Annotated in this window: 28 protein-coding genes, 1 tRNA gene and 2 pseudogenes; 22 read left to right on the forward strand and 9 right to left on the reverse strand. The window is 66.3% G+C overall.

Going from position 1 to position 26,240, the window contains the following annotated elements; genetic code table 11:
* A complete protein-coding gene (locus tag KZX42_RS04585) occupies window positions 1–1,386 on the reverse strand; it encodes a PLP-dependent aminotransferase family protein (RefSeq protein ID WP_248117548.1) in 1,386 nt (461 codons plus the stop codon).
* A 122-nt stretch (window positions 1,387–1,508) separates the two neighbouring features.
* Here KZX42_RS04585 and KZX42_RS04590 point away from each other — a divergent pair, with 122 nt between their 5' ends.
* Together KZX42_RS04590 and KZX42_RS04595 are read left to right on the forward strand one after the other, a co-directional pair.
* A complete protein-coding gene (locus tag KZX42_RS04590) occupies window positions 1,509–2,369 on the forward strand; it encodes a DMT family transporter (RefSeq protein WP_248117549.1) in 861 nt (286 codons plus the stop codon).
* Window positions 2,370–2,386: 17 nt separating this feature from the next.
* Entirely contained in the window at window positions 2,387–3,331 is a 945-nt protein-coding gene (locus KZX42_RS04595) for a LysR family transcriptional regulator (RefSeq protein WP_282438798.1), read from the forward strand.
* 86 nt (window positions 3,332–3,417) lie between these two features.
* On the opposite strand, the gene KZX42_RS04600 is transcribed toward KZX42_RS04595, so the two are convergent.
* Window positions 3,418–3,672: a helix-turn-helix transcriptional regulator gene (locus tag KZX42_RS04600; RefSeq protein ID WP_248117551.1), complete on the reverse strand. Its 255-nt coding sequence runs from the start codon at window positions 3,670–3,672 to the stop codon at window positions 3,418–3,420.
* A gap of 106 nt (window positions 3,673–3,778) precedes the next feature.
* Here KZX42_RS04600 and KZX42_RS04605 point away from each other — a divergent pair, with 106 nt between their 5' ends.
* From KZX42_RS04605 to KZX42_RS04655, 11 genes and pseudogenes are all read left to right on the forward strand, one after another.
* On the forward strand, window positions 3,779–4,087 hold the full coding sequence (locus KZX42_RS04605) for a DUF2285 domain-containing protein (RefSeq protein ID WP_248117552.1): 309 nt from the start codon (window positions 3,779–3,781) through the stop codon (window positions 4,085–4,087).
* Window positions 4,084–4,530: a hypothetical protein gene (locus tag KZX42_RS04610; protein WP_248117553.1), complete on the forward strand. Its 447-nt coding sequence runs from the start codon at window positions 4,084–4,086 to the stop codon at window positions 4,528–4,530. The genes KZX42_RS04605 and KZX42_RS04610 overlap by 4 nt, the downstream gene beginning before the upstream one ends.
* Window positions 4,531–4,671: 141 nt before the next feature.
* A pseudogene (locus KZX42_RS04615) lies at window positions 4,672–6,228 on the forward strand (conjugal transfer protein TraG); the annotation flags it as partial.
* 28 nt (window positions 6,229–6,256) lie between these two features.
* A pseudogene (locus KZX42_RS04620) lies at window positions 6,257–6,334 on the forward strand (hypothetical protein); the annotation flags it as partial.
* A gap of 602 nt (window positions 6,335–6,936) precedes the next feature.
* Window positions 6,937–7,620 (forward strand): conjugal transfer protein TrbF, encoded by a 684-nt coding sequence (trbF, locus tag KZX42_RS04625; RefSeq protein WP_248117555.1) that lies wholly within the window; start codon window positions 6,937–6,939, stop codon window positions 7,618–7,620.
* Window positions 7,621–7,679: 59 nt separating this feature from the next.
* Window positions 7,680–8,693 (forward strand): P-type conjugative transfer protein TrbG, encoded by a 1,014-nt coding sequence (gene trbG / locus KZX42_RS04630; RefSeq protein WP_248118048.1) that lies wholly within the window; start codon window positions 7,680–7,682, stop codon window positions 8,691–8,693.
* A gap of 89 nt (window positions 8,694–8,782) precedes the next feature.
* Window positions 8,783–9,934 (forward strand): TrbI/VirB10 family protein, encoded by a 1,152-nt coding sequence (locus tag KZX42_RS04635; RefSeq protein ID WP_248118050.1) that lies wholly within the window; start codon window positions 8,783–8,785, stop codon window positions 9,932–9,934.
* Complete coding sequence (locus KZX42_RS04640) at window positions 9,931–10,173, forward strand: DUF2274 domain-containing protein (RefSeq protein WP_248117557.1); 243 nt, start codon at window positions 9,931–9,933, stop codon at window positions 10,171–10,173. Before KZX42_RS04635 ends, KZX42_RS04640 begins: the two co-directional genes overlap by 4 nt.
* 231 nt (window positions 10,174–10,404) lie before the next feature.
* Window positions 10,405–10,623: a hypothetical protein gene (locus KZX42_RS04645; protein WP_248117559.1), complete on the forward strand. Its 219-nt coding sequence runs from the start codon at window positions 10,405–10,407 to the stop codon at window positions 10,621–10,623.
* Window positions 10,624–10,766: 143 nt separating this feature from the next.
* Window positions 10,767–11,165, forward strand: a complete 399-nt coding sequence (locus KZX42_RS04650; protein ID WP_248117560.1) for a winged helix DNA-binding protein — start codon at window positions 10,767–10,769, stop codon at window positions 11,163–11,165.
* Complete coding sequence (locus tag KZX42_RS04655; protein ID WP_248117561.1) at window positions 11,158–12,807, forward strand: recombinase family protein; 1,650 nt, start codon at window positions 11,158–11,160, stop codon at window positions 12,805–12,807. Before KZX42_RS04650 ends, KZX42_RS04655 begins: the two co-directional genes overlap by 8 nt.
* Here KZX42_RS04655 and KZX42_RS04660 read toward each other — a convergent pair.
* Window positions 12,775–12,864 (reverse strand) — tRNA-Ser (locus KZX42_RS04660). The genes KZX42_RS04655 and KZX42_RS04660 overlap by 33 nt on opposite strands.
* A 139-nt stretch (window positions 12,865–13,003) precedes the next feature.
* Between KZX42_RS04660 and msrA the strand changes: the two genes are divergently transcribed.
* The 6 genes from msrA to KZX42_RS04690 all read left to right on the forward strand — a co-directional run bounded on the left by msrA (window position 13,004) and on the right by KZX42_RS04690 (window position 20,848).
* Window positions 13,004–13,654, forward strand: a complete 651-nt coding sequence (gene msrA / locus KZX42_RS04665) for a peptide-methionine (S)-S-oxide reductase MsrA (protein ID WP_248117562.1) — start codon at window positions 13,004–13,006, stop codon at window positions 13,652–13,654.
* A gap of 209 nt (window positions 13,655–13,863) precedes the next feature.
* Window positions 13,864–15,201: a VOC family protein gene (locus tag KZX42_RS04670; RefSeq protein WP_248117563.1), complete on the forward strand. Its 1,338-nt coding sequence runs from the start codon at window positions 13,864–13,866 to the stop codon at window positions 15,199–15,201.
* A gap of 199 nt (window positions 15,202–15,400) precedes the next feature.
* The gene (locus tag KZX42_RS04675; protein ID WP_248117564.1) at window positions 15,401–17,248 is read left to right on the forward strand and encodes an acyltransferase family protein; all 1,848 of its coding nucleotides are present in this window, start codon (window positions 15,401–15,403) and stop codon (window positions 17,246–17,248) included.
* Window positions 17,249–17,402: 154 nt separating this feature from the next.
* Window positions 17,403–19,364, forward strand: a complete 1,962-nt coding sequence (gene mdoH / locus KZX42_RS04680; RefSeq protein ID WP_248117565.1) for a glucans biosynthesis glucosyltransferase MdoH — start codon at window positions 17,403–17,405, stop codon at window positions 19,362–19,364.
* A gap of 119 nt (window positions 19,365–19,483) precedes the next feature.
* Window positions 19,484–19,801, forward strand: a complete 318-nt coding sequence (locus KZX42_RS04685) for a hypothetical protein (RefSeq protein WP_248117566.1) — start codon at window positions 19,484–19,486, stop codon at window positions 19,799–19,801.
* Between the two features lie 66 nt (window positions 19,802–19,867).
* Window positions 19,868–20,848 (forward strand): SDR family oxidoreductase, encoded by a 981-nt coding sequence (locus KZX42_RS04690; RefSeq protein ID WP_248117567.1) that lies wholly within the window; start codon window positions 19,868–19,870, stop codon window positions 20,846–20,848.
* Between the two features lie 109 nt (window positions 20,849–20,957).
* Here KZX42_RS04690 and KZX42_RS04695 read toward each other — a convergent pair whose 3' ends face one another.
* The 6 genes from KZX42_RS04695 to KZX42_RS04720 form a co-directional block, all read right to left on the reverse strand.
* A complete protein-coding gene (locus KZX42_RS04695; protein ID WP_248117569.1) occupies window positions 20,958–21,254 on the reverse strand; it encodes a GNAT family N-acetyltransferase in 297 nt (98 codons plus the stop codon).
* 57 nt (window positions 21,255–21,311) lie between these two features.
* Entirely contained in the window at window positions 21,312–21,695 is a 384-nt protein-coding gene (locus tag KZX42_RS04700) for a hypothetical protein (protein WP_248117571.1), read from the reverse strand.
* A gap of 13 nt (window positions 21,696–21,708) precedes the next feature.
* The gene (locus tag KZX42_RS04705; protein WP_248117573.1) at window positions 21,709–22,371 is read right to left on the reverse strand and encodes a hypothetical protein; all 663 of its coding nucleotides are present in this window, start codon (window positions 22,369–22,371) and stop codon (window positions 21,709–21,711) included.
* Between the two features lie 93 nt (window positions 22,372–22,464).
* A complete protein-coding gene (gene folB, locus KZX42_RS04710) occupies window positions 22,465–22,863 on the reverse strand; it encodes a dihydroneopterin aldolase (RefSeq protein WP_248117575.1) in 399 nt (132 codons plus the stop codon).
* 5 nt (window positions 22,864–22,868) lie between these two features.
* The gene (locus KZX42_RS04715; RefSeq protein ID WP_248117577.1) at window positions 22,869–23,630 is read right to left on the reverse strand and encodes an SDR family oxidoreductase; all 762 of its coding nucleotides are present in this window, start codon (window positions 23,628–23,630) and stop codon (window positions 22,869–22,871) included.
* Between the two features lie 142 nt (window positions 23,631–23,772).
* On the reverse strand, window positions 23,773–24,384 hold the full coding sequence (locus KZX42_RS04720; protein WP_248117579.1) for a nucleotide-binding protein: 612 nt from the start codon (window positions 24,382–24,384) through the stop codon (window positions 23,773–23,775).
* A gap of 276 nt (window positions 24,385–24,660) precedes the next feature.
* Between KZX42_RS04720 and KZX42_RS04725 the strand changes: the two genes are divergently transcribed.
* Genes KZX42_RS04725 through KZX42_RS04735 form a run of 3 tightly spaced genes read left to right on the forward strand, consistent with a single transcriptional unit; the run spans window position 24,661 to window position 26,236 of the window.
* On the forward strand, window positions 24,661–25,134 hold the full coding sequence (locus KZX42_RS04725; RefSeq protein WP_248117581.1) for an NUDIX domain-containing protein: 474 nt from the start codon (window positions 24,661–24,663) through the stop codon (window positions 25,132–25,134).
* A 50-nt stretch (window positions 25,135–25,184) separates the two neighbouring features.
* The gene (locus KZX42_RS04730; RefSeq protein WP_248117583.1) at window positions 25,185–25,793 is read left to right on the forward strand and encodes a hypothetical protein; all 609 of its coding nucleotides are present in this window, start codon (window positions 25,185–25,187) and stop codon (window positions 25,791–25,793) included.
* Window positions 25,790–26,236 (forward strand): DMT family transporter, encoded by a 447-nt coding sequence (locus KZX42_RS04735; RefSeq protein ID WP_248117585.1) that lies wholly within the window; start codon window positions 25,790–25,792, stop codon window positions 26,234–26,236. The genes KZX42_RS04730 and KZX42_RS04735 overlap by 4 nt, the downstream gene beginning before the upstream one ends.
* Window positions 26,237–26,240 lie beyond the last annotated feature (4 nt).

The raw sequence follows: 26,240 nt of genomic DNA on the forward strand, positions 1-26,240 counted from the left end.
TTAGGCTTTCATAGCCCTCTTCAAGACTGAGAATGGTCGCTCATCCGTCATTTGAGCGACGTTGAAACGGAGGAACGTGGTTGCGGACTGCGAAACGCTGAAGACATTCCCCGGCGCCAGAACGATCCCGTCTTTCATGCAGCGTTGCGCAATCACTGAAGCGTCAAGGCCTTCGGGCAAGCTGCACCACAGATAGAACCCGCCGCGCGGGATGATCCATGGGGCAATGTTTAGAACAGCGAGTCGCTCCGCAACGTCATTTCGGGCATGCGCAAGGCGCTGGCGGACGTTAATCATATGCCTGCGATAACTACCGCCCGCGAGAACACCCGCGATCAGTTCCGTTGCCATCGGACTGGGGCCGGCGAAATGCGTCGCGATCTGGAGATCGACCAGTCCTTCGATCCACTCGGGGCGTGCTGCGATGTATCCACAGCGGATCGAGGCAGAAAGCGTTTTAGAAAAGCTGCCAATTCTGATCACGCGGTTGAAACCATCGAGAACGGCGAGGCGCGGCGATAGTGTGGGTTCGAAATCAGCGAATATATCGTCTTCTACGATCGTCACGCCATGTACGCCTGCCAAGCTAAGCACACGATGGGCGGTCTGTGGGGAGATAGTTGCTCCTGTCGGGTTATGCAGGGCCGAGTTGGTGATGTAGAGCCGTGGCGCCGCCGCGATGAGAGCTTTTTCAAAGGCTTCGATGTCCGGGCCAGTCGGCGTGAAAGGCACACCAATGATTTTGACCTGATGCGCCCGCAGCAGCGCCTGAAAATTAAAATAACAAGGATCATCGACAACGACAGCATCGCCAGGTCGCAATAATAACCGGCAGATCAGGTCGATGGCTTGGGTGCCGGAGCTTGTCAGCAAAATTTGGTCGGCGCTCACAGTGATACCTTCATCTGCAAACCTCCCGAGCAGCAGACGGCGTAGAGTTAGGGAGCCGCGTGTCGATCCATAGTCGGATAGTAGCGCGCCATCAGATCGACTTAGTGCCCTCAAGCCCTTGCGAAGCGCTGCGTTCGGCATCCAGTCGACAGGCAGCCATCCGCATCCTGGTTTGAGCGCGGTGGGGTCAGCATCCAGCGATTGCTTTGAAACCCAGAAGGGATCGACGGTATGATCCTTGGGAGTTCCCATGTCGGTCAGCGCCATCGGGAGCAGATGTGCACCTGTCACAAAGAACCCAGAGCCACGACGTGCGCGAATGACGCCCTCTGCTTCAAGGCGTGCATATGCTTCGACTACCGTTGAAGGTGACACGCCCATTGTCTCTGCGAACCGGCGGACAGAGGGCAATCGATCTTCCGGCTTCAGAGCCCTGCTGGCAATTTTCGAGCGGACCGCTGCAATGAGCGCTTCCGTTCTGGTCGATCCGATCATTCTGCTTCCGCTTCTAAACTGTATCCGCCTTCGTACCAATACACTTTGCCGAAATTGTATGATAGTGTCTCTTTTTGCACTCTCGTCGCTCGGATACACGAAGTCCGAGAAAGCGAGGACGAATGCAGAGATCGACAGCAGGATGGGGCAGTGGCCTTCTAGGGGTGATTATCTTCAGCGGATCGTTGCCTGCGACCCGCGTCGCGGTGGAGCATTTCACGCCAATGTTTCTCACCTCGGCACGGGCAGTGATTGCCGCCGTGCTAGGCGGCATATGCCTATTAGCGCTTCGTCAGTCGCGACCCACCCGCAACGACCTGATCCCTTTGGTCATCGTTGCCATCGGCGTCGTGGTGGGGTTCCCACTGCTAACGGGATTGGCTCTCCAGCATATTACGGCTTCCCATTCGATCGTCTTCATCGGGCTGTTGCCACTTGCCACCGCAATATTTGGTGTATTGCGTGGCGGCGAGCGTCCAAACCCAGCTTTCTGGCTGTTTTCTATGATTGGAGCGGGAACGGTCGCCGGTTTCGCGCTCGCTCGTAGCGGCGGTGGGTCGCTGATCGGCGATCTGTTGATGATCGCGGCCATCATGCTTTGCGGACTGGGCTATGCAGAAGGCGCGACTCTTTCGCGCCGTCTCGGCGGATGGCAGGTGATCTCTTGGGCTCTCGTTCTGTCCATGCCGATCATGGCCTTAATCTCGCTATTCACAATGCCACAAAGCTGGAATGGCATTGCGATGCAGGCTTGGATGAGCCTCGCCTATGTTTCCGTGTTCAGCATGTTTCTCGGATTTGTCTTCTGGTATCGCGGCCTTTCGCTCGGCGGGATCGCCGGTGTTGGGCAGTTGCAACTTTTGCAACCCTTCTTCGGCCTGATGTTGGCGGCGATCTTTCTGCACGAAGCAGTTGTCTGGACGATGTTTGCATCAACGGTGATCGTGGTGTTGTGCGTCGCTGGCGCCAAACGTTTCGCCTGATTGAATGTCCAGTCGGAATGCGGTGGGCCAAAAGACAGAGAAGATGCGGAACCGATAGTCTTCAGGGTATTCCGCTTACGGCGTTGCGTCATGCCGTTGTGGTGGCTGAGGTGCTCAATTTTCATCACGCAGCCAACATCCTCGGCACGACGCAATCGTGCGTCAGCGCCCGGATCAAGGCGCTTGAGGAGGCGCTAGGCATCCTTCTCTTCGAGCGTCGCCATCGCGGCGTCCGGCTGACCGAGGCCGGACGCCGGTTCATCGTCGAAGTGTCGGCTGGTATCGCCCAACTCGATCATGCTGTCCGAACAGCAGGGGCCGTCTCTTCCGGCTCGACTGGGCAGTTAGCCATCGGTTTCGTCTCATCAATTGCCGGCGATTTCCTCTGCGGCCTGCGCAGTAGGTTCCGCGAGACCTATCCTGATGTCGAGCAGGTGGTCATGGAAGGCTCCTCGGCAAAGACGATTGCGCTGGTGCGGGATGGAAAGCTTGACGTGGCGCTGGTGCTCGACCCCGCAGATGCACCGGACTGCCATTCGCGATTGCTGTGGAGTGAGCCTTACAGGATCGCGCTACCCATCACACACCCAATGGCAGAAAGTGATGCGATCACATGGGCGCACCTGGCTTCGGAGACGTTTCTCCTTCCCGTCGCGGGAGCTGGGCCACAACTGTTCGAGCATGTCGTGCGACGCATGGCGGAGCGGGGCAACTCACCGCGAGTCCGGCGCTGTGATGTCGGCCACGATACGCTGATGCACATGGTTGCGAGCGGCGAAGGCGTAACGCTCGCCATCGAAAGTGCCCGATACATGAGCGGCTCGGCTATGCTACGCTCCATCGCTGACGAAACCGAACAAGCCCGCTTCAGGGCGATATGGTCGCCGCACAACCGCAGCGCAGCGCTGAAGAACCTGCTCGACCTCGCGGATCAGATGGAGAAGTCAGTTCGGTCTGCCTGACTTCTGCGGAAGCGGTCCTGACTCGATGGCGAATACCGCGAATTCTGGCCGGCTATCGATAACGTCATCGTCCGTGGTTCGTCGATTTAGGCCCTACGTCGATCGGCATCCGCTCCGATCTGACCAAGAATATCGACCGGTTGAATATCGAGCGCGCGTGTAATGTCGATAAACTCGATGACATCGATCCGCCGTTCGCCGTTTTCATACTTGGCGACGAAGGACTGCGGCTTGTTCAGTCGCTCGGCCAGTTCCGCTTGTGTCAGATTTCCGTCCTTGCGCGCTGCCGAAAGAAGCGTCTGAAGAAGTTGCTGGCGGGGCGAGCGCAAGGATTTCTGCATTCGGATCGGCTCTCCATTGAAAATGAGGAGCCGATCCGCTAATCCTGATTCAGGATTATCCCATTTCAGGATTGCCTTTGCAGCAGGTCCGAGGGGGGACCGACATATGCGCGTCAAACTCGAACTCGATCCCGACGTCGATGATCTGGCTCCCGTGGAGCCGGACGTGACCCGCTATGACGAGGCACATTTCGTCACTTATCTGCGCCTGCTGGACGCCGAGACGGACGGTGCCGACTGGACGGAGGTCGCGCGGATCGTGCTGCATCGCGATCCAGCGGCGGAGACCGGCCGGACCCGCACATGCTGGGAAAGCCATCTCGCCCGCGCGCAATGGATGACGAAGATCGGCTATCGCCGGATCCTCGAACAGGCGATCGAGGATGCACGCTCCACACCACGCGGACATCCATGATGAGCACGCCGGGGCACGCCGATCCCGGCCGCGATCAGCAATATCTCGCCTACGCCGAAGCCTATACCGAAGCCGCCAAGCGGCTGGCCTACCGCGCGGATGATATGAGCGCAGTGCGCATTCCGTTCTTTCAGCTCGTCGCCCATGCGATCGAACTGATGCTGAAGGCGGTGCTCAGTCGTCAGGGACACCACGAGGAAAGGCTGATGATGATGGGGCACTGGCTTGAGCGGTGCCATGTCCGGGCGATCGAGGGTGGCGCTGCTGGTCTGGAGAACGAGGAGTTCGCCGCGTTCATGGAAGCTCTAGATCGGCCTCACGCCATGCAGGCGTTCCGCTACCCGCAATGGTTCGACTGGCCCATGCTCGAACCGGCCGAGGCGATGCGTCTGCTGAGCCGGCAACTCGACATCGTAAGAGACTACCTGGCGCCCGATCGCTGAACACAGCTACGACCGCCGCCGCAGACCGTCCGATTTCTACGCCATGGTATCCGGCAACGCGCTCGCTGTTCTTTCCTGTTGCCTCTCGCGAAACCGCCTATTCTCTGATCGGCTCCGTCTCTTTTGCCGATTGGAGTCTGTATGTCGGGAAGCCGTGTCCTCTGGGGCCAGATCACCATCGTCTTCGTCATCGTGCTGGCGGCGATCTGGGGCGCAACCGAGTGGACGGCATGGCGGCTCGGCTTTCAGGGGCAACTCGGCGCGCCATGGTTCGAGCTGGGCGGCTGGCCAGTCTACTATCCGCCGCTGTTCTTCTGGTGGTGGTATTCCTACGACGCCTATGCGCCCGCGATCTTCGTCGAGGGTGCGATCATCGCCGCGTCAGGCGGTTTCCTCTCCATCGCCGTCGCCATCACCCTGTCGATCATCCGGGCGCGTGAGGCGAAGAACGTCGCCACCTACGGCTCGGCGCGCTGGGCTTCGCCCGAGGAGGTGACGGCGGCGGGGCTGCTCGGCCCGGACGGCGTTGTGCTCGGCCGGCTGGAGCGCGACTATCTGCGCCATGACGGACCGGAGCATGTGCTGTGCTTCGCGCCGACCCGTTCCGGCAAGGGCGTCGGCCTCGTCGTGCCGACGCTGCTGACCTGGCCGGGCAGCGTCATCGTCCACGACATCAAGGGTGAGAATTGGGGGCTGACGGCGGGTTTTCGCGCAGGACACGGGCGCGTGCTGCTGTTCGACCCGACCGATGCGAAGTCGTCAGCCTACAATCCGCTGCTGGAGGTGCGGCGCGGCGATTGGGAAGTGCGCGACGTCCAGAACATCGCCGACATCCTGGTCGATCCCGAAGGCGCGCTCGACAAGCGCAACCATTGGGAAAAGACCAGTCATTCGCTGCTGGTCGGCGTGATCCTGCATGTCCTTTACGCCGAACCCGACAAGACGCTGGCCGGCGTCGCCAACTTTCTCTCCGATCCGAAGCGGCCGATAGAGGCGACGCTGCGCGCCATGATGTCCACGCCGCATCTGGGCGAGGCTGGCGTCCATCCCGTCATCGCCTCGTCGGCGCGGGAACTGCTCAACAAATCCGACAACGAGCGATCGGGCGTGCTGTCCACCGCCATGTCGTTCCTCGGTCTCTACCGCGATCCCGTGGTGGCGAAGGTGACGGCGCGCTGCGACTGGCGCATCGCCGATCTCGTCTCGGGCAAGCGGCCGGTCAGCCTCTATCTCGTCGTACCGCCGTCCGACATCGCCCGCACCAAGCCGCTCATCCGCTTGATCCTCAATCAGGTCGGGCGACGACTGACGGAGGAGTTGAACGCCGCCAACCGACATCGGCTGCTGCTGATGCTCGACGAGTTTCCGGCACTCGGGCGGCTCGACTTCTTCGAGTCCGCGCTGGCCTTCATGGCCGGCTACGGCATCAAGAGCTTCCTGATCGCGCAGAGCCTCAACCAGATCGAGAAAGCCTATGGCGCGAACAATTCGGTGCTCGACAACTGCCATGTCCGCGTCGCCTTCGCGACCAATGACGAGCGCACCGCCAAGCGGGTGTCGGACTCGCTGGGCACCGCGACGGAGATGCGCGATTCCACCAACTATGCCGGCCATCGGCTGTCGCCCTGGCTCGGCCATCTCATGGTATCGCGGCAGGAGACGGCTCGGCCGCTGCTGACCCCCGGCGAGGTGATGCAACGTCATCTCCAGCGGCATCAAGGTGCTGGTGCTCGCCGTCATCATCGGCATCGGCTCGACCCTGTTCAGCCAGTTCACCGCAGGCTTCGGTGGCACCGCGCCGACGATCGACGACGCCATGGCGATCGTGCTCGCCGCGCTGTCGCTGCTCGGCCTCGGCATCTTCGGTCCCGGAATCGCCAACGGTCTCGTCTCCGGCGGCCCGCAGCTCGGCGCGGGTGCTGCGATCGGTACCGGTCTCGCGGCGGGCGGCATGGTCGCTGCCGGAGGTGCTGCAATCGGTGCGGTCGCGTCCGGTGGAGCCGCTTTGGCCGGGGGCGCTGCCGCTGCCGCCCGAGGCAGCGCGACCCTCGCGGGTGGTGCGACCGCCGCCTATCTCGCCGGTGGCGCATCGGGCGTTGCCAGCACCGGCGCATCCAAGGCCGGGTCCGCCATCGCCAGTCCGTTCAAGCGCGCTGCCGCGTCGATGAAGGACAGTTTCCAGGCCGGCGAACGCGCCGTCAGCGGCGAGGCCGCGCCGGATAGCGCCCCCGATGCGCCGTCCGGCTCTTCATCCTCCGCCAGCGCTGACGGCCCGCCTGCTTGGGCCAAGCGCATGAAGCGCGGCCAGCAGGCCTCGCACGGCATCCAGGCCGCCGCCCACGCCGTCAAATCCGGCGACAGCCACGGCGGCGGCTCTTCCGTCAACCTCTCCGAAAGCGACCGCTGATGTTCAAACGATCCGCCACTCACTACGGCAAGACGCCGCAGCCCGAGACCCCATACCAACGCGCCGCCCAGGTTTGGGACGACCGCATCGGCTCGGCCCGCGTTCAGGCGAAGAATTGGCGGCTGATGGCCTTCGGCTCGCTGATCCTGTCGGCGGGGCTGTCGGGCGCGCTGGTCTGGCAATCGGCCAACGGCTCGATCGTGCCGTGGGTGGTGCAGGTCGACCGGCTGGGTCAGGCGCAGGCCATCGCACCCGCCGTCGCCGACTATCGCCCGACCGATCCGCAGATCGCCTGGCACCTCGCGCGCTTCATCGAGCAGGTCCGCTCGATCCCGGCCGACGCCATCATCGTCCGCCAGAACTGGCTGCGCGCCTATGAGTTCACCACCGATCGCGGCGCGATGGCCCTCAACGACTACGCCCGCGTCAACGACCCTTTCACGAAAGTCGGCAAGCAACAGATCGCCATCGAAGTGTCGTCCGTCATCCGGGCGTCACCCGATAGCTTCCGCGTCGCCTGGGTTGAGCGCCGTTATCAGGATGGCTCGCTCGCGGAGACCTCGCGTTGGACCGCCATTCTCACCATCGCCGTCGCGCCGCCGCGTGACGCCGAAAAGCTCCGAGCCAATCCGCTCGGAATCTACGTCAACGCCATCAACTGGTCGAAGGAGCTTGGACAATGATCCGGCCGTCTCAACTGACCGCCGGACATCCGGCGAACCGTGTTCCCGCCGTTCCGCCAATGCGCAGAGCCGGAAAACCTGTTTTCCGTAAAGCCGCGTTCGCGGTCCTGCTGCTCTCCGCCACGGCGCTCGCCGGCTGCGCGACGACGCAGAAGCCGCCCGAGATTTCTTATGACGATGCCGCGCCCGCCGTGCAGACGGTCGATCCGCCATCGCCCGTCACCGTCGTCGAATTGCCGCGTCCTCTGCCGCTGCCCGGTCAGATGAAGCCGGTGGAGGCATCCCGCCGTGCGCCCGAACCGACCGATCCCGCCGCCCGCGTCAACCAGGCCAACGCCGCCGCTCGCATCCAACCGGTGCGGGACGGCTTCATCAACGCCATGCAGGTCTATCCCTATACGGGCGGCGCACTCTATCAGGTCTATACCGCCGTCGGACAGATCACCGACATCGCCCTCCAGCCGGGCGAAACGCTCGTCGGCTCTGGCCCGGTCGCTGCCGGCGACACCGTACGCTGGATCATCGGCGACACGCTTAGCGGCTCCGGCGCGACCCAGCAGGTGCATATCCTGGTGAAGCCGACGCGGCCCGAGCTGATGACCAACCTCGTCATCAACACCAACCTGCGCACCTATCACATGGAACTGCGCTCGACCGAGCGGACCTATATGGCGTCCGTGTCCTGGCAATATCCGCAGGACCAGCTCATCGCGCTGCGCCGCCAGAATCAACAGGCCGAGGCCGCGCAGCCAATCGCCAGCGGCGTAGATCTGGCCAACGTCAATTTCCGCTATGCGATCGAGGGCGACCGCGCGCCGTGGCGGCCTCTGCGCGCCTTCGACGATGGCCGGCAGGTGTTCGTCGAGTTCCCGCGTGGCATCGCGCAAGGGGAAATGCCGCCGCTGTTCGTCGTCGGGCCGGAGGGCAACACCTCCGAACTGGTCAATTACCGCGTTCGCGGCCGACACATGATCGTCGATCGGCTGTTCGCCGCCGCCGAACTGCGCTTCGGCACCGGAGGCACCCAGCGGCTCGTCCGGATCACCCGCACCGACGGGAGGCCGGCATCGTGAGCGAGATCGATCCCGAGAAAGCAAAGGGGCCGACACCTGAGCCGGATGACGATGACGCCAAGCCGCTGACCGGCGAGCCGGTGGCGCCCATGCGTCTTCGTGCCGAGCCGCCGCGCGTCACCCGGCTGTCGCGCAAGGTTCTGATCGGTCTCGGCCTGGTCGCCAGCACCGGGATCGGCGGCGCGCTGATCTATGCGCTCCAGACCCGTGAGGGCGGCGTCGCCAACAGCGAACTCTATTCGACCGAGAACCGCGCGACCGCCGATGGGCTCAATGGTCTGCCGCGCGACTATACCGGCCCGATCCTCGGACCCGCTTTGCCAGGCGACCTCGGGCGACCGATCCTCGACGCCCAGAACCGCGGTCAGCCCGTGCCCACGCCGGGCATCGGTACACCCGCCGCGACTCCGCCGGGTCTCAGCGCCGAAGAGCAGCGCCGGCTTCAGGAAATCGAAGCGGCGCGGACCGGCCGGCTGTTCGCTTCGACCGAGACGCGGGCGACCGCGCCGCCTGCCACCGCGACCGCCAATGCCACGCCGCCTATGCCGGACCTGACCAGCCTGGGCCTCGCGCCGCAGCCGGCGACGCCCACGGCCCAGGACCGCCAGCTCGCCTTCCTCAATCAGGCGGCCGACCGGCGCACCGTTGCGCCAGATCGCGTCGCCGCACCAGCATCGCCGAACATCCTGCAAGCCGGGGCCGTGATCCCGGCGGCGCTGATCACCGGCATCCGCTCCGATCTGCCCGGCCAGATCACCGCCCAGGTCACGGAGAATGTCTATGACAGCCCGACCGGGCGCATCCTGCTCGTGCCGCAGGGCACGCGATTGATCGGCCAGTACGATAACGGCGTCGGCTTCGGTCAGCGCCGTGTCCTGCTGGTCTGGAACCGGCTGATCCTGCCGAACGGCCGGTCGATCGTGCTGGAGCGCCAGCCGGGCGCCGACGCCGAAGGCTTTGCAGGCTTGGAGGACGGCGTCGATTATCACTGGTGGGATCTGGCGAAGGCCGCAGCGCTCTCGACCCTGCTCGGCGTCGGAGCTGAACTGGCGACCGACCAGAACGACCGCCTGATCGGCGCCATCCGCGACGGCGCGCAGGACACCATCAACGACGCCGGTCAGCAGATCGTCCGCCGCCAGCTCAACGTCCAGCCGACGCTCACCATCCGGCCAGGATTCCCGGTCCGCGTCATCGTCACCCGCGATCTCGTCCTTGAACCCTACGGAGCCACGCCATGACCAAGCTGAAGCTCGGCCCGATCGCCGACGACAAGCCGGTGAAGGTGACAGTGGAGCTGCCCGCCGATCTGCACCGAGATCTCGCCGCCTATGCCGAGGTGCTCGGCCGCGAGAGCGGCCATCCGCCCACCGATCCCGTTCGCCTCATCGTGCCCATGCTGGAGCGGTTCATCGCCACCGATCGGGCGTTTGCCAAAGCGAAGCGCGGCACGGCGGCGAGCGGGGACAGGTCATCATGATGCCGACGCCCGCCCATCATCGTGAGACCGATCGCGGAATACGATCGACGTATCGCAACGCGCCGTCTTCACAGTTCGTGCAATCCGCCGATGCTGGAAGAATTGCGCGGCGTCAGGGCGAAGGCCAGCATCAGGATGAAGGGTCAGGTGTCGTTACGGTTGGTCATCTCACAGAACGTGATTCCCATGTCCCGGCGCGCCGCTGATCGCCCGCAACGCCGGCTCCGTATCGTGTCCGCGGCTCTGCCCGACGACCTCTACGACTATATCCCGCAGGACGACATCGAGACGCCGGCCCCGCGCATCGGCCGACCGCCGAAGCACGATGTCGAATCCTGGACCGTCACCGACGACTGGCCCGACCGCGTGCCGGTGACGGAGGCCGAGATCGACCTGTTCGAGGCATGGTTCGGCGACATTTTCGACGAGCTGTTCGGGCCGCCCGCATGATGCCGTCAAAGGAATGCCGACATAGGCCAGGATGCTCATTTTCCTTGCTTAAGTTGCTTGGGTATGATAACAATACGGCGAATATTTTCTTCGCCGTTTGACGCCTTCGTCGGTCGGCGAGCGCCCCAATGGAGGCCCCGCCCGTGACCACGCTGAAGGTCGGAATTGCCGATCCCGAAGAGATGAAGGCCCGCACGCTGCGCATTGCGCGGGGGGAGGAGAAACCGTCACCGGGTGATCCGAGTGCCTGGTTCGTCTCGACGGAATCCTTCGCCAAGATCTTGTCGGCTCCCAATCGCGAAATGCTGCGCATCATCGCGCAGGAGAAGCCGGATTCGCTCGACGCCTTGGCCACGCTGACTGGGCGGCAGAAATCCAATCTGTCGCGCACCCTGAAAGCGATGATCGGCTACGGCCTGATCCGCATGGAGCGCGATGGCCGTAAGCTCGCACCTAAACTCATCCACGATCGCGTCGTGCTGGAACTGGCGTTGACCGGCCGTCGCCAGCCATCACGCCGTAAGGAAACCGACCATGAATAAGGAAACTCCATTGGTCGCCATCCGCGCGGCTCTCTACCTCCGCGTCTCGACGACCCGCCAGGCCGAGCACGATGTCTCCATCCCCGACCAGAAGCGCCAGGGCGAGGCCTATTGCGTGTCGCGCGGCTATCAACTCATCGACACCTTCGTCGAGCCGGGCGCATCCGCGACCAACGATCGCCGCCCCGAGTTTCAGCGCATGATCGAGGCGGGGACGTCCAAGCCCGCGCCCTTCGATATCGTCGTGGTCCACTCGTTCAGCCGCTTCTTCCGCGATCACTTCGAGTTGGAATTCTATGTCCGCAAGCTCGCCAAGAACGGCGTGAAGCTGGTCTCGATCACGCAGGAGATGGGCGACGACCCGATGCACGTCATGATGCGTCAGATCATGGCGCTGTTCGACGAGTATCAGTCGAAGGAGAACGGCAAGCACGTCATGCGCGCCCTCAAGGAGAACGCGCGGCAGGGCTTCTGGAACGGCGCGCTCCCGCCGATCGGCTACCGCATCGTCGCGGCCGAGCAGCGCGGGGCCAAGACCAAGAAGAAGCTGGAGATCGACCCGCTGCACGCCGACACCGTGCGGCTGATCTACCGGCTGGCGCTGGAAGGGAATGGCACGTCCGGCCCGATGGGCGTCAAGGCGATCGTCAGCCACCTGAACGCGCGCCGCATCTTCACCCGCGACGGCGGGCGCTGGGGCATCGGCCAGCTTCACCGCATCCTGACCCGGAGCACCTATATCGGCGAGCACGAGTTCAATAAGCGTTCGAAGACCAAGGAACTGAAGCCGATCAGCGAGATCGTCACCGTGCCCGTGCCGCCGCTGATCGACCTCGAAACCTTCGACGCCGTGCAGGCGCATCTGAAGGCCCGCAATCCCAAGGTCACGCCGCCGCGCGTCGTCAGCGGCCCGACCTTGCTGACCGGGATCTGCTTCTGCGAAAAATGCGGGGGAGCCATGACGATCCGCACCGGCAAGGGCGGGCGCTATCGCTACTACACCTGCTCGATCAAGGCGCGGCAGGGCGAGACCGGCTGCTCGGGCCGTTCGATCCCGATGGAAAAGCTCGACACCATCGTCGCCAGCCATATCGAGGATCGGCTGCTCCAGCCCGACCGGCTGGAGGAGGTGCTGGCCTCGGTCCTCGACCGCCGGCACGAACGCGCCGAACGCCGGCAGGACCATATCGCCGAACTGAACCGCCGGGCGGCCGAGACCGAGCTTCGACTGAAGCGCCTCTATGACGCGATCGAATCAGGCGTGGCCGATCTGTCCGACCCGGCGCTGAAAGATCGCATCGCTGGGTTGAAGGCGCTCCGCGACCAGGCGCAGGTCGATGCCGAACGCGCGCAGGCCATGCTCGAAAGCTCCGGCAATCAGGCGGTGACGCCTGCCACCGTGCGCCGGTTCGCCGACGTGGCGCGGCAGCGCATCCGCCTCGACGGGGGCGGCTATCGGCGGGATCACCTGCGCGCCTTCGCCCAACGGGTCGAGGTCGGAGAGGCCGAAGTTCGCATCATGGGATCGAAGGGAGAGCTGCTTCGCACGCTCACCGCCGTTTCCAGCGGGAAATCGGCGGGAATCGGCGTGCCCAGCTTGGGACTGAAGTGGCGGACAGAGAGGGATTCGAACCCTCGGTAGGCTTTCACCTACACACGCTTTCCAAGCGTGCGCGATCGACCACTCCGCCACCTGTCCGTTTCACGCCTGCTCGTGCGCGCCGCCGGAGGTCGATCCGGCGGGAGGCGGGCCTGATAGAACACCATCGCCCCCTCGGCAAGCGCCTCTCGCATCCCCATATGGGGATCAAAGCCATTTTCCGATGAGGGACCCGCCCATGCTGTTCAAGAAAAGCGCCGAACTGCCCACGCCCGAGACCGCCCTGCCCGGCCGCGCCGAGCCCTTGCCCACTGATCTGAACCACTATGTCAGCGGCCATCCGCTGAAGGGGCCCTATCCCGACGGTTTCCAGACGGCCATCTTCGGCATGGGCTGTTTCTGGGGCGTGGAGCGCATCTTCTGGCAGTTGCCGGGCGTGTGGGTCACGTCGGCCGGCTATTCCGGCGGGATCACGCCGAACCCGACCTATGAGGAGACCTGCACGGGCCGCACCGGCCACACCGAGGTGGTCAAGGTGGTGTTCGATCCGGCCGTCATCTCCTACGCCGAACTGCTGAAGACCTTCTGGGAGAACCACGACCCGACGCAAGGAATGCGTCAGGGCAACGACGTGGGCACCACCTATCGCTCGGCCATCTATACGCTGAACGCCGAGCAGCAGGCCGAGGCGCAAGGCTCGCGCGACGCCTATCAGGCCGCCCTGACCAAGGCGGGGCGTGGAGCCATCACCACCGAGATCGAACCGGCCGGCGACTATTTCTACGCCGAGGGTTATCATCAGGGCTATCTGGCCAAGAACCCGGCGGGATACTGCGGCATCGGCGGGACCGGCGTGGTCTGCCCCATCGGGGTCGGCGTGGACGCCTGACGCTTCCTACGGCCGCCGGGTTTCGCCCGGCGGCCAGTCGGCCCCGGCGCCTGATCGGTTGAGAGGAAACCGCTTCGCGATTTTTTCGATGCCGTGAATCAGGCTTCAGTTTCAATCCGAGAGCCTGATCCACGCCTCGGACGGAACCGCGGAGCAGTTCCGTCCGAAACGATCATGCTCTAGGACCGACGAAAAAGCAGGGAGCGCTCATGTCCGCCTTCGTCCATCCCGACGATATCCGCAGCCGGTTCTCGGCCGCCCTGTCCGCCCTGTACCGGGCCGAGGTGCCGCAATACGGCGACCTGCTGACCCTGGTTTCGGACATCAACGCCCAGGCGTTGAAGGCGGATGCGGCCGGCGCCGACCGGCTGGCGGCGTCGGGCGAACTGGCGCGCTTGTCCGAAGAGCGTCACGGCGCCATCCGTGTCGGCACGGCGGCCGAACTGGCTGTCATCGCCCGCGCCTTCGCCGTCATGGGGATGGAGCCGGTCAGCTATTACAACCTGGCCCCGGCGGGGGTGCCGGTGCATTCCACCGCCTTCCGGCCTGTCGATCCGGCGGCCCTGGCGCGCAATCCGTTCCGGGTCTTCTGCTCCCTGCTGCGGCTGGAGCTGATCGAGGACGAAGCCCTGCGGGCCGAGGCGGCCCAGACCCTGGCCCGCCGCGACATCTTCACCCCTGGCGCGCGCGAACTGATCGAGACGGCCGAGCGCGGGGGCGGCTTGGACGCCGATCAGGCCGACCGTTTCGTCGCCGAACTGCTGGAGACCTTCCGCTGGCACGCCGAGGCGACCGTCAGCGCCCAGACGTACGACCGTCTGGTCGCCGCCCACCGGCTGATCGCCGATGTGGTCAGTTTCAAGGGGCCGCACATCAACCATCTGACGCCGCGCACTCTGGACATCGACGCGGCCCAGGCGGCCATGCCCGAACGCGGCATTACGCCCAAGGAGACCATAGAGGGGCCGCCCGCCCGCGCCTGCCCCGTCCTGCTGCGCCAGACCAGTTTCAAGGCGCTGGAAGAGGCCATCGCCTTCCCCGGCGCGGACGGCCCAGACTCTCGAGAAATGGTCGCCGGAACCCACACCGCCCGCTTCGGCGAGATCGAGCAACGCGGCTGCGCCCTGACCCCCGCCGGGCGCGCCCTGTACGATCAGGCCCTGGCGACCGGGGACTTCTCCGCCCTGCCCGACGACTGGGACGCGCTGCGTCGGGGCGACCTGGCTTGGTTCCGCTATCGCGCCACGCCGCAAGGGCTGGCGTCGCACGCCGAGACCGCAGACCTGGACGCCCTGATCGCCGCGGGCTTCGTCGTCGCCGAACCCATCACCTACGAGGACTTCCTGCCGGTCAGCGCGGCCGGCATCTTCCAGTCCAACCTGGGCGCCGAGGCCCGCCAGACCGCCTACGCCGTCGATCCCGCCCGCGCCGATTTCGAAACCGCCCTGGGCCGCCCGGTCCAGGACGAGATGGCCCTGTACCGCGCCGAACAGGACGCCTCCATCGCCGCTGCGTTGAAGGCGCTGGGACTGGCGACAGCGGCATGAATCACCGCTCATCCCGGCGAAAGCCGGGACCCAGTTCTTTGGGCGTTTCGACGTGAGATTAAGAGATCGGCGCTGATCCCATGCGCCTGGCGCGTGAAAGCACTGGGTCCCGGCTTTCGCCGGGAGGAGCGGAATGGCGCAATCCCCGAGACCATCCGTCGTCTTGCCTGACCGCGCGGCTGGTCCCATAGACGCGGCCGTGAACCCGTCCGCTTCCCCGACCCAGCGCCGTTACGATCTTGACTGGATCCGGGTCGGCGCCTTCGGCCTGCTGATCTTGTATCACGTCGGCCTGGTCTACGGCGTCTATGACTGGCACGTGCACAGCGCCCACACCTTCGAGTGGATGCGCGAAGCGATCCTGGTCACCAATCCCTGGCGGCTGACGCTGCTGTTTCTGGTGTCCGGCGCCGCCCTGCGCTTCATGACCCTGCGCCGCACCCCGCGCCAGGTGGCCCGCGCGCGGTTCGAGCGGCTAGTCCCGCCCCTGCTGTTCGGCGCGGTCGTGCTGGTGCCCATCCAGGCCTGGATCGAGGCGATGGACAAGGGCGGCTGGCCGGGCGGCGTCGCCGGCTATGTCGCCTGGATGGCGCGCGAGTTCAGCCCGGCGGGCCTGGCCGACGGCGTGCCGGTCAATCACCTGTGGTTCATCGTCTATATCGCCGCCTACAGCATCGTGACCATCCTGCTGTGGCGCCGGCCGGGCCTGATCGAGCGGCTGGGCGATGTCTTGCAGCGGGTCCTGAGGGGGCCTTGGCTGCTGGTCCTGCCGATCCTCTATCTGTCGGCCATTCGTCTGTTTCTGTTCCCCCACTTCGGCATCACGAACATGCTGCACTGGGACTGGTACAACCACGCCCTGTCGCTTGCGGCCTTCGTGTTCGGCTTCTGCATCGTGGGCCGCGAAAGCGTCTGGCGCGACATGGAGCGTTATCGCTGGCTGGCCCTGGGACTGGCCGCCGTCGCCCTGCCGATCATGATGGTTCAGGTCTGGCATCCGGGCGCGCGGGCCTTCTGGGGCGTGCCCAGGGCCTTCGTCTATGGCGTGGATCAATGGGCGACCATCGTCGCCATTCTGGGCTTCGGCTCGCGCCATCTGCGGGCGCGGGGCGGGCCGGTGCTGAACTATCTGACCCAAGCCACCTTCCCTCTTTATCTGGCGCACCAGACCATCCTGGTCGCCGCCGTCTGGATCATCCGGCCCGCCGCCCTGCCGGCGGGGCTGGAGGCGCTGTTCCTGGTCGCCGCGACCTTCCTGGGCAGTCTGGCGGTCTATGAGGTCGTGCGTCGCATCCCCTCCATCCGCCCGCTGTGGGGGCTGAAGCCGCTGGACGACCGTCCCTGGCCGCTGGACCTGAAGGCGCTGATCCGCCCGACCCAGCCCTATCACCGTCGCCGGCGGCTGCTGGGGGTGGGGGTCGCCGCCCCGATCCTGGCCCTGACCGTGGTCGCCGCCGCCATCGCCGCCTATCCCGGCTTCAACAACGCCACCCAGTATCTCAGCGAACTGGGCGGCGCCTCGGCCAGGGCGCCGATCATCTTCAACGGCGGGGTCTTCGTCGCCGGGGTCATGGCGGGCTTGGCCGGGATCGGCTTCGGCCTGGGGATCTACGCCCTGACCGGCGCGCGCGTTGCGGGCTGGGTGATCGCGGTCGTCTTCGTCCTGGCGGGAGCGGGGATGGCGGGATCGACCCTGTATCCCTGGCCCGATCCGCGCCACATGATCATCAACCTGGCCCTGGGCATCCAGCTGGCGCCGCTGCTGCTGCTGTGGGGGCTGCACCGCCGCCGCGACATGCCCCGGCTGAAGGTCTTCCTGGCCGCGACATTCGTGGTCATGGCGATCCTGACCGTCCTGACCAAACACCTGATCCTGCCAGGCACGGTCAATGACGCCAACGTCGGCTGGTGGGAACGAGCCTACGCCATCGTCCTGGTAAGCTGGGTCGGTGTCGCGGCCTGGGTTCTGGACCGCAAACTGCTGGATCACGCCACAGTCTCGCCGCCCCGTCGCCCGGCTTCCGCCGCGCTTGACGTCCCGATCTGAAAAATCCCCGGAAAAATTCGCTGCAATCAACATTGCGTGATTGAAAATCGCGCGAATGTGATCGAGTATGGCGGAACGTGTTGCAGTGCAGCACTCCGCGTCCTTCCTGCCTTCGGAAAGACGATCGGTCAACACGGGGGCGTCCAGAAGCGGCATGAACAAGCTGGCGATCCGGCCTGTCGAACAGGCTGAAATCGAGACTGTCGAGCGGGCTCAGGCGCCGTCCTGGTCCTGGCTGCCCGACGAGGCGCGCCTGGCCATGCCGGTCCAGTCCCTGGCCGCGCCCGACGCCGTGGCCGACCTGACGCCCGCGACCTCCCCGCGCACGGTGGCGCTGCGCCGCCTGGCGCTTCTGGCCGGCACCATCGTCCTGACGGGCCTGTCGGCCATCACCCCCTTCTATCTTTACGCCCGCAACGGCTGGGACGGGACCGAGATCCTGGCCTTCAGCCTGTTCATGGTGCTGATCACCGCCATCTCCTGCTGGTTCGTCAGCGGCCTGATGGGTCTGTTCGTCATGCTGCGCGGCAAGGATCAGCAGGACCTGGCCTTCTCGCCCCACCCGCCGATGCCGCGCACCCGCACGGCCCTGTTGATGCCGCTGTACAATGAGGACGCGCGCGCCTCCTTCGCCCGTCTGGCCATGATCGACCAGTCACTGGCCCGCATGGGCGCCGCCTCGGCCTTCGACATCTTCGTGCTCAGCGATTCGACCAAGGAGGACGCCGCCGCCGCCGAGCGTTCGGTCTTCCAGGCCTTCCGCCTGACCGCCAACTCCAAGGCCTACTACCGCCGCCGCACCGACAACGCCGAGCGCAAGGCCGGCAATCTGGCCGAATGGGTCCGTCGTTTCGGCGGCGCCTATGAGAACATGATCGTGCTGGACGCCGACAGCACCATGGCCGGCGAAACCCTGCTGCGCATGGTTGACGCCATGGAGCGCAATCCGGGCGTGGGCCTGATCCAGACCGCCCCGGTCATCATCAAGGCCCGCACCATCTTCGCGCGCGTGTCCCAGTATTCGGTGCGCCTGTACGGCCGCGTCGCCGCCGCCGGTCTGGCCTATTGGACCGGCTCGGAATCCAGCTACTGGGGCCACAACGCCATCATCCGCACGCGCGCCTTCGCCGCCTGCTGCGGCCTGCCTCACCTGAAGGGCCGCAAACCCTTCGGCGGCCACATCATGAGCCACGACGTGGTCGAGGCCGCCCTGATGCGCCGCGCCGGCTGGGCCGTGCACGTCACCGCCTCGCTGGACGGCTCGTGGGAAGAGACCCCGCCCTCGATCACCGACTTCATCCGCCGCGACCACCGCTGGTTCCAGGGCAATCTGCAGCACCTGGGCCTGATCACGGCCAAGGGCCTGTCGCCCATGAGCCGGCTTCAGCTGCTGATGGGCTGCATGGCCTATCTGTCCTCGCCGCTGTGGCTGGCCTCGCTGATGACCGGCCTGTTCATTCAGATGTTCTATCCGGTCGACTGGTCCAGCTTCTTCTACATCCTGAACCCGCAGTTCACGCCCTTCATGCTGGCCTCCTTCCTGTCGGGCATCCTGCTGATCGGGCCCAAGTTCATGGGCGCGGCCCTGGTGCTCAGCCGCCCGGCCGAGTTGCGCGCCTTCGGCGGGCGCCGCGCCATCGCCCGCGGCATGGCGGCCGAGATCGCCCTGTCCGCCATCCTGGCCCCCATCCTGATGGTCGCCAACACCAAGGCCTTTCTCCAGATCGTCTCGGGCCACGACACCGGCTGGTCGACCCAGCAGCGCGAGGCCGACGGCCTGGCTTGGTCCGACGCCTTCCGCGCCATGCGCTGGCAGATGATCGCCGGCGTGGGCTTCATGGTTCCCCTGTGCGTGCGCCCCGACCTGGCCACCTGGTTCGCCCCGATCGTCCTGCCGCTGCTGCTGGCCGCCCCCATCTCCGTGTGGACCTCGCGCGTCCGCTCCGGCGACGCCCTGGCCAAGAAGGGCTTCCTGGTCACCCCGGTTCAGGACGGCGTCAGCGTCTCGCCGGCCGTTCTGCACACGCCCCGTTCGCCGCTGCGCGCGGTCGCCGGCGGCGTCCTGGCCCCGGTCGCGGCCCCCGCCATGGTCCCGGCCCGCGCGCCGGAGCTTTAAAGACGGCCAAACCGATGCGTGGCGGCCACAGCGCCGCCACAACCGTTACGGTCAAGCTCGACGCGGAGGCGACTTCGCATCACCCTTGGCCCCTGACCTTTTCGGGGAGATGTGATTCCATGGCCCAGTCCAACGGTTCCGACGCCAAGCCCGACCTGCGGCTCGTCGCGGCCGAGGCCGAGATCTACGATCTGATGAAGGCGCCCGAGACCACCGCTGATCGGGTCAAACGCCTGCAGCTCGAAGCTCACGCCCTGGCCCTGGAAGAGATCGAGGCGCTGGAGAAGCTGCTGCTGGAGGCCGCCGCCAAGGCCAAGGCCATCGCCGAGGGCGGCGACGCCTATCCCGTCGGCGCGCGCGAGATCGCCTCGCGCCTGGCCTCCGACCTGCCTAACCGCGCCGAGACCATCAAGACCATCATCCACCGCGTCAGCTGATCGCGCGCAGGGAACGCCTGTCCGCCTCGTCCGCTTCCTGAAGGTCCCGTCCTTCAGGAGCCTTCGATGACCGACACCGCCCGCGCCGACGCCGTCGCCGACCACGAACGCGCCATCCAGCGCGACATCGACGCCAAGGACAAGACGTCCGGCGACGACACATCCTCCGGCGCGGTCCAGGCCGGCGCCCGCCCCTATCCCGAACCGCCCTTCCCCAAACAGCATCAGACAAAGCCGGGCGACGAGGCCGCGCTGGACCCCGCGCCGCTGTACGACGCCCCCTTCTGGAAGGGCTCGGGCAAGCTGGACGGGTTCGCCGCCCTGATCACCGGAGCCGATTCCGGCATCGGCCGCTCGGTCGCGGTCCTGTTTGCGCGCGAGGGCTGCGACGTCGTCATCTGCCATCTGGACGAGGACGCCGACGCCGAAACCACCCGTGCCGCCGTCGAGGCCGAGGGCCGTCGCGCCGTGGTGCTGAAGGGCGACGTCTCCGACCCCGCCTTCGCCGAAGCGGCGGTCAAGGCCACGCTGGACGCCTTCGGCCGGCTGGACGTCCTGGTGCCCAACGCGGCCTTCCAGGAACACGTCGGCGCCTTCGAGGACCTGACCTACGACCATTTCGACCGCACGCTGAAGACCAACCTCTACGGCTATTTCAACATGACCAAGGCGGCGGTGCCGCACATGAAGACCGGCGGCGCCATTGTCATGACCGGCTCGGTGACCGGGCTTCAGGGCAACAAGGACCTGTTGGACTATTCGCTGACCAAGGGCGGAATTCACGCCTATGCCCGATCACTGGGCACGCATCTGGCGCCGCGCGGCATCCGCGTGAACGTGGTCGCCCCTGGCCCGGTCTGGACCCCGCTGAACCCCGCCGACAAGGACGCCGAGGCCACCTCCCAGTTCGGCGCCAAGACGGTGATGAAACGCCCGGCCCAGCCCGAGGAAATCGCCCCCGCCTACGTCTTTTTGGCCTCGCCCCAGATGTCCAGCTTCATCACCGGCGAGATCCTGCCGATCATCGGCGGCTATTCGGGCGGCTGAAGCAACGCTCTCACCGCCGAGTTCATCCGACGGGAGCGCCACGCTAAACACCGGGCCTATAGGTCCTCCCCAAGAGGGCGGGGAGGACGAGCCTTCGCCAAGCGCCGACCTAGGCCAGCACGTCGTCGTAATCGGGATGGCGCTTATGCCAGGCCACCGCATAGCTGCACTGCGGAAACAGCTTGATCCCGCTCTCGCGCGCATGTTCGGCCAGGGCCTGCATGAACCGCCCCGCCGCGCCCGACCCGCGCAACGCCTGATCGGCCTCGACGTGCAGGATCATCCGGGTGTCGCCGCGCACGGCGTAATCGGCCCAGACCTGGCCCTCTCCGCCGTCGCTCTTGAAGTCTTGTTCGAAGCGGTTCTCGTCCGCCTTGTCGATCAGTCGGCCCTGTCCGTCGGTCATGTTTCGCTCCTGTTTCCGAAGCCTCAACCGCCGACCGGCCCGCCGCGTTCCCGCCCGTCAGATCGGGCGGTTCTGCAACAGGTTGATCAGTCCCAGCACGCTCTTGACCGTGAACCAGACGCTGAGCAGGAACCAGATCAGCAGGAACAGAAACAGGAACGGTATGCCGATCAGCACCACCGAGGCCACGGCGCTGACCGCGATCCCGACCCAGGCGGCGATGGTCCACCAGAACACCGACCAGAACAGCGCGATCTGCGCGTCTATATGCTGGCGCGCCACGCCCGTCGCCGTCCCCCGCGCGACGTAGGACACCACCAGCCCGATCAGCACCAGCACATTGGCGCTGGGGATCGACAGGATGAACAGCGCCCAGGCGATCAGCGCGCCGACCTTGCCTTCCGGTTCGCGTCCGGCGATGAATTCGGGGGCGTCGGTCATGATGATCCTTGGTTCAGAACAGCCAGCTGCGGGGCTGGGGAACGGCCTGGCCGCTCTTCAGTTTCAGCACGCCATAGGCGCCGCGCGCCAGTATCCAGATCGCCACGGCGAACAGGACGATCACCCCGACATTGACCACCACCAGCCCGGCGCCGAGCACGGCCGCCCCGATCGCCCCGAACACGGTGCGCTTCTGATACAGGGCATGACTGCCTTCCAGCGCGTCGCCCGCCGTATCGCGCCGCATCACCGCCAGCAGCGCCACCAGGCACGAGGCGCCCAGGGTCGGCACCGCCAGCAGGATCAGCATATAGACCGCATAAAGCCGTATGGGCACGGCCGGGCCGGGCGCGCGCTCGGCCACCCGCTCGGACGCGCGCGGCGTTTCGGCCCGCATCCGGTCGCGCATGACCGCATGGGGGGCGGCGTTCGGCTTCGGGTGCGGGGCGAAGCGGGCGACGGGCTGCACCCCCTCGCTGCGCTCGAACGGTCCCGCCTGGGGCGCCAGGGGCGGATCGAACAGGTCCGGCTCGTCGTCCGGTTCCGGCGCCGGCGTCGGCTCCGGCGCACGCGCCCGCCCGGCCAGCGAGGCGGGCGAGACGAAGCCGACATGGGCGTCGTGATCGGTCTCGTCTTGCGCTTGGGCGGGGGTCTTGGGATCGCCGGGCTCGGCCATGAACAACGCTTCTCTCACGCCGGACGCCCGGCTGGACTCAAGGCGCCGACAATGGCGGTCGGGCGGGCCGGACGCAACCGGGCTTGACGCCCCTCAGCGCGCCAGCACGATCTCGCAGCCGGGGGCGATCACGGCGGCCAGGGCGCCGGGTTTTTCGATCCGCACGGTCGCGCGCCGCACCCGTCCGTCCTCCAGACAGGCCCGCGCCAGCCGTTCGGCGAAGGTCTCCACCAGACCCACGTGCCCGGCCTCGGCGATGGCCCGCGCCGCCTGGGCCACGGTCTCGTAGTCGATGGTGTCGGCCAGCCGCTCGATGGGGCGCGGCTCCAGCTCCAGCGTCACATCGATCACCAGCCGCTGCAGCCGCCCGTGTTCGTGGTCATAGACCCCTATGCCCGCCTCGACCTCCAGTCCGCGCACGAAGACGCTCAACCGTTCGAAACGCAACCGATCGTCCGCCGGCGACGGCGAAACCTGCGACGACTGGACCACGCAGCCTACTCCTGGATGTCGGGGGTGCGCCAGGCCAGATGCTGGCCCCCGTCGACGGCGATCATCTGGCCCGTGACCAGCCGGGCGTCAATCAGCCACAGCACGGCCTCGGCCACCGCCTCCGGGCTGCCGGGCGTTTCCAGCAGGGTGGCGCGCGCCTCGGCGGCGAACTCCTCGGGCGTCTGGTGGATGGACGGCAGGGTCGGCCCCGGCCCGACCCCGTTGACGCGGATGCCCGGCGCCAGCGCCTGGGCCAGGGTCTGGGTCGCCCACCACAGCCCGTTGCGCGACAGACTGTAGGAGAAGAAGCGCGGATCCGGCTTCAGCACCTTCTGGTCCAGCAGATTGACGATGGCCCCCTCGACAGCCTGCGCCGCGAACGCCTCGGCCAGCACGATGGGCGCGCGCAGATTGGTCTCGATATGCGTATCCCAGCTTTCGCGCGCCAGCCCGCCGATCCGGTCGTCCTCGAAAACCGAGGCGTTGTTGACCAGCGCCGTCACCGGCCCCAGCGCCTCGACCGCCGCCGGGATCAGCGCCCGCACCCGCGCCTCGTCCGTCAGGTCCGCCTGCAACAGGCACGCACGCCGCCCCAGGCCCGCGATCTCGTCGGCCAGGCCCCGCGCCTCGTCGCCCGACGCATGATGATGGATCGCCACGTCGAACCCGGCCCGCGCCAGCCTCAGACAGATGGCCCGCCCGATCCGCCGCGCCCCGCCCGTGACCAGGGCGACGCCGCGCCCCGGTCCAGCGACAGCCTCAGTCAACCCGACCGAACTCGAACACATTGAAGGCCGCGATGACGGCGATGAAGCCGAAGATGATGCCGAGCGCCAGCATGGAATGCTCCTGTTGTCCGTCTTGGCTTAGAGCCGGATGGGGCGGGGTTCAAGCGCCCGTCTTGGGCGCCTACAGCGCCGCGGCGATATATTCCGACATGAGGGTCGTCAGATCTCCGAACGTCATCTCGTCCACCTCCAGCTGAAGTCCCTGGCAAAGGGCCGGCAACTGCGCTTCGAATTGTTCGAAATCGCGGGCCATGGCCCGTCCACCCGGCACGGTCTTGGACCGGCTCTGATCCCTCAGCCAACTGGCGACCGCCTCGATGCAGACGGCAGGGTCGTCGCCGTGGGCGTGAATGTCCTGGCCGGCCAGGTCCGAGATGAACCTTTGATACCGGTATCGCTCCGTATCCATCACCAGGCAGCGCTTGCGCTTCTGCACCTCGTCGCCGAACCGTTTCGCACCTAGAAACAGGCCCAGTTCCAGCGGCATGTTGAATCGCGGCAGGGGCGGATCACCGTCGGATTCCGTGCGTGAGATGTCATGGACCCCGTATCGACACTGATCCACAATGTCTGAAATGGAGGCCCAGCGATTCTGGCTGGCGTCATCGACCTCCAGCGCGCATCGGGCGCGAAAACCAGACCGGGTGATGGCGAACACCATCGCCCGGAACATCGTCTGATAAGCGGAATCGAACGGGCAGTTGATAAAGACGTCCCGAGCGAAGGACGCCACTATTTTTGAGACGTCGCTTCGAGACGCGCAGCGATGGCGCCCCTCGCTTCACGAACGGTGAAATGGTTGGACGGCTTGGACGACTTCAGCACCGTGACCCCGTCCGAGGTCCGTCCGAGGCTCACGTAACGTCCGGTGGAGGCGTTACGGGCGATCTTCGGGTTTTGCGCAGGTGACTTCGCCATAGGATCAAGATCATGCATCTTCGTCCGGCGCGCAAGACTTGGCTGTCCGTAATCCGAGCACGAAACGCAACTCAGAGGCCTTGCCCCACCCATGACCTGGCGCATCCACGTCGAACCCTTCACCCGCCCGCTCTTCTTCGCCTGGTCGCGGCTGACGCGGGGCAAGACGCTGGGCGTGCGGGCGGTGGCGGTGGATGCGCAGGGGCGGGTGCTGTTGGTGCGGCACACCTATCTGGCGGGCTGGTGGCTGCCGGGCGGCGGGGTGGACCGGGGCGAGACGACGCAGGCCGCCGTGGTGCGCGAACTGCGCGAGGAGACCGGACTGATCGCGCGCGGGGCGCCGCGTCTGATCTCCCTGCATTCGAACGACCGCTTCTTTCCCGGCGACCATGTGGCGGTCTTTCGCATCGACGCCTTCGAGGCGGGTCCCGATGCGCCGCGCGACGGCGAGATCGCCGAGGTCGGCTGGTTCGATCCTGCCGCCCTGCCCGCCGACGTCAATCGGGGCTGTCGCGCGCGTCTGGCGGAGATTTTCGACGGCGCGCCGGTCGACGCCGACTGGTAGGCCCTGGCGTCACGTCCGCATCTGACGCACGACCATGGCAGCGTGCGACCATGACCCAGGCCGCCCCCGTCTATCGCGTCCGCTCGCAGCAGGTCTGGGACCTGGCGCGCGACGACTATCTGGCGGGCGAGCCTGCGCGCATCGTCTGCCGCCGCTATGACCTGGGGCTGTCGGCCTTTCGCATCCGCGCCCGCAAGGCGGGCTGGCGACGCCAGGATCAGGACGACCCCGATCTCTACGACCCCGCCCTGGCGCTGGAGGCGGTCGAGGATGTCGCCTTTTCCGACATGGCGGCCTCGGCGCGCCGTCGCCTGCAACTGGCCCTGATGGACGGCGAGGCGACCGAGGCCCAGCGCTGGCTGAAGATTTTCGAAACCCTGTCCGTCCTGGCGGCCGAAGCCGGCGATGTGCACCCATTGCACCCTGATTTCGCGCCCCCGCCGTCCGATCAGGGCGATCCGACCGCAATCCCCGCCACAGCCCCCGACGTTGGGACCGAACCGGACGAAGTGCACCCATTGCACCCTGTTTCTTCGTCGGCCGACGCCGACGGTCCCCAGGCGCCCCTCAACCGGGCCGAGCGCCGCCGCCTGCGTCGCGCCCATCGCCGAACGCCGCCCTCCGCAAGCCATGAAAGCCGTGCTAGCCAGGGGCCATGAACCCGTCCCTGTTCGCCATCCTCGTCGTCGTCCTGGCCGGGGGCGCCACCGCGCTCCAGGCGCCCACCAACGCCCGGCTGGCCAGCGCCGTGGCCTCGCCCGTCAACGCCGCCTTCATCTCGTTCGCGGTGGGGACCACGGTGCTGGGGGTGCTGGCCGCCATACTGCACACCCGGCCCGATATGACGGCGGTGCGCGCCCTGCCCTGGTACGCCTGGCTGGGCGGGCTTTACGGGGCCTGTTTCGTGGTCGCGGCCGCCTGGGGCGTGCCGCGTCTGGGCGTGGCCATGACCATCACCCTGATGGTCGGGGGCCAGTTGATGCTCAGCCTGGCGCTGGATCATTTCGGCGCCCTGGGCGTGCCGCACCAGCCGCTGAACCTGGGCCGGATCGCCGGCGTGGGCCTGGTTCTGGCCGGCGTCCTTCTGGTCCGGCGCTCCTGACCCT

This window comes from Brevundimonas sp. EYE_349 (genome assembly GCF_023147505.1).
Lineage (GTDB): Bacteria > Pseudomonadota > Alphaproteobacteria > Caulobacterales > Caulobacteraceae > Brevundimonas.

Excerpts from the sequence above, each read along its gene's own strand:
- KZX42_RS04610 (WP_248117553.1), top strand. The coding sequence starts at position 4,084 with ATGATGAGCACGCCGGGGCACGCCGATCCCGGCCGCGATCAGCAATAT.
- KZX42_RS04670 (WP_248117563.1), top strand. The coding sequence starts at position 13,864 with ATGTCCGCCTTCGTCCATCCCGACGATATCCGCAGCCGGTTCTCGGCC.
- msrA (WP_248117562.1), top strand. The coding sequence starts at position 13,004 with ATGCTGTTCAAGAAAAGCGCCGAACTGCCCACGCCCGAGACCGCCCTG.
- KZX42_RS04690 (WP_248117567.1), top strand. The coding sequence starts at position 19,868 with ATGACCGACACCGCCCGCGCCGACGCCGTCGCCGACCACGAACGCGCC.
- KZX42_RS04585 (WP_248117548.1), bottom strand. The coding sequence starts at position 1,386 with ATGATCGGATCGACCAGAACGGAAGCGCTCATTGCAGCGGTCCGCTCG.
- KZX42_RS04725 (WP_248117581.1), top strand. The coding sequence starts at position 24,661 with ATGACCTGGCGCATCCACGTCGAACCCTTCACCCGCCCGCTCTTCTTC.
- KZX42_RS04595 (WP_282438798.1), top strand. The coding sequence starts at position 2,387 with ATGCGGTGGGCCAAAAGACAGAGAAGATGCGGAACCGATAGTCTTCAG.
- KZX42_RS04635 (WP_248118050.1), top strand. The coding sequence starts at position 8,783 with ATGCGTCTTCGTGCCGAGCCGCCGCGCGTCACCCGGCTGTCGCGCAAG.
- KZX42_RS04730 (WP_248117583.1), top strand. The coding sequence starts at position 25,185 with ATGACCCAGGCCGCCCCCGTCTATCGCGTCCGCTCGCAGCAGGTCTGG.
- KZX42_RS04735 (WP_248117585.1), top strand. The coding sequence starts at position 25,790 with ATGAACCCGTCCCTGTTCGCCATCCTCGTCGTCGTCCTGGCCGGGGGC.
- KZX42_RS04655 (WP_248117561.1), top strand. The coding sequence starts at position 11,158 with ATGAATAAGGAAACTCCATTGGTCGCCATCCGCGCGGCTCTCTACCTC.
- KZX42_RS04685 (WP_248117566.1), top strand. The coding sequence starts at position 19,484 with ATGGCCCAGTCCAACGGTTCCGACGCCAAGCCCGACCTGCGGCTCGTC.
- KZX42_RS04605 (WP_248117552.1), top strand. The coding sequence starts at position 3,779 with ATGCGCGTCAAACTCGAACTCGATCCCGACGTCGATGATCTGGCTCCC.
- KZX42_RS04705 (WP_248117573.1), bottom strand. The coding sequence starts at position 22,371 with ATGGCCGAGCCCGGCGATCCCAAGACCCCCGCCCAAGCGCAAGACGAG.
- trbG (WP_248118048.1), top strand. The coding sequence starts at position 7,680 with ATGCGCAGAGCCGGAAAACCTGTTTTCCGTAAAGCCGCGTTCGCGGTC.
- KZX42_RS04600 (WP_248117551.1), bottom strand. The coding sequence starts at position 3,672 with ATGCAGAAATCCTTGCGCTCGCCCCGCCAGCAACTTCTTCAGACGCTT.
- trbF (WP_248117555.1), top strand. The coding sequence starts at position 6,937 with ATGTTCAAACGATCCGCCACTCACTACGGCAAGACGCCGCAGCCCGAG.
- KZX42_RS04695 (WP_248117569.1), bottom strand. The coding sequence starts at position 21,254 with ATGACCGACGGACAGGGCCGACTGATCGACAAGGCGGACGAGAACCGC.
- mdoH (WP_248117565.1), top strand. The coding sequence starts at position 17,403 with ATGAACAAGCTGGCGATCCGGCCTGTCGAACAGGCTGAAATCGAGACT.
- KZX42_RS04640 (WP_248117557.1), top strand. The coding sequence starts at position 9,931 with ATGACCAAGCTGAAGCTCGGCCCGATCGCCGACGACAAGCCGGTGAAG.
- KZX42_RS04700 (WP_248117571.1), bottom strand. The coding sequence starts at position 21,695 with ATGACCGACGCCCCCGAATTCATCGCCGGACGCGAACCGGAAGGCAAG.
- KZX42_RS04590 (WP_248117549.1), top strand. The coding sequence starts at position 1,509 with ATGCAGAGATCGACAGCAGGATGGGGCAGTGGCCTTCTAGGGGTGATT.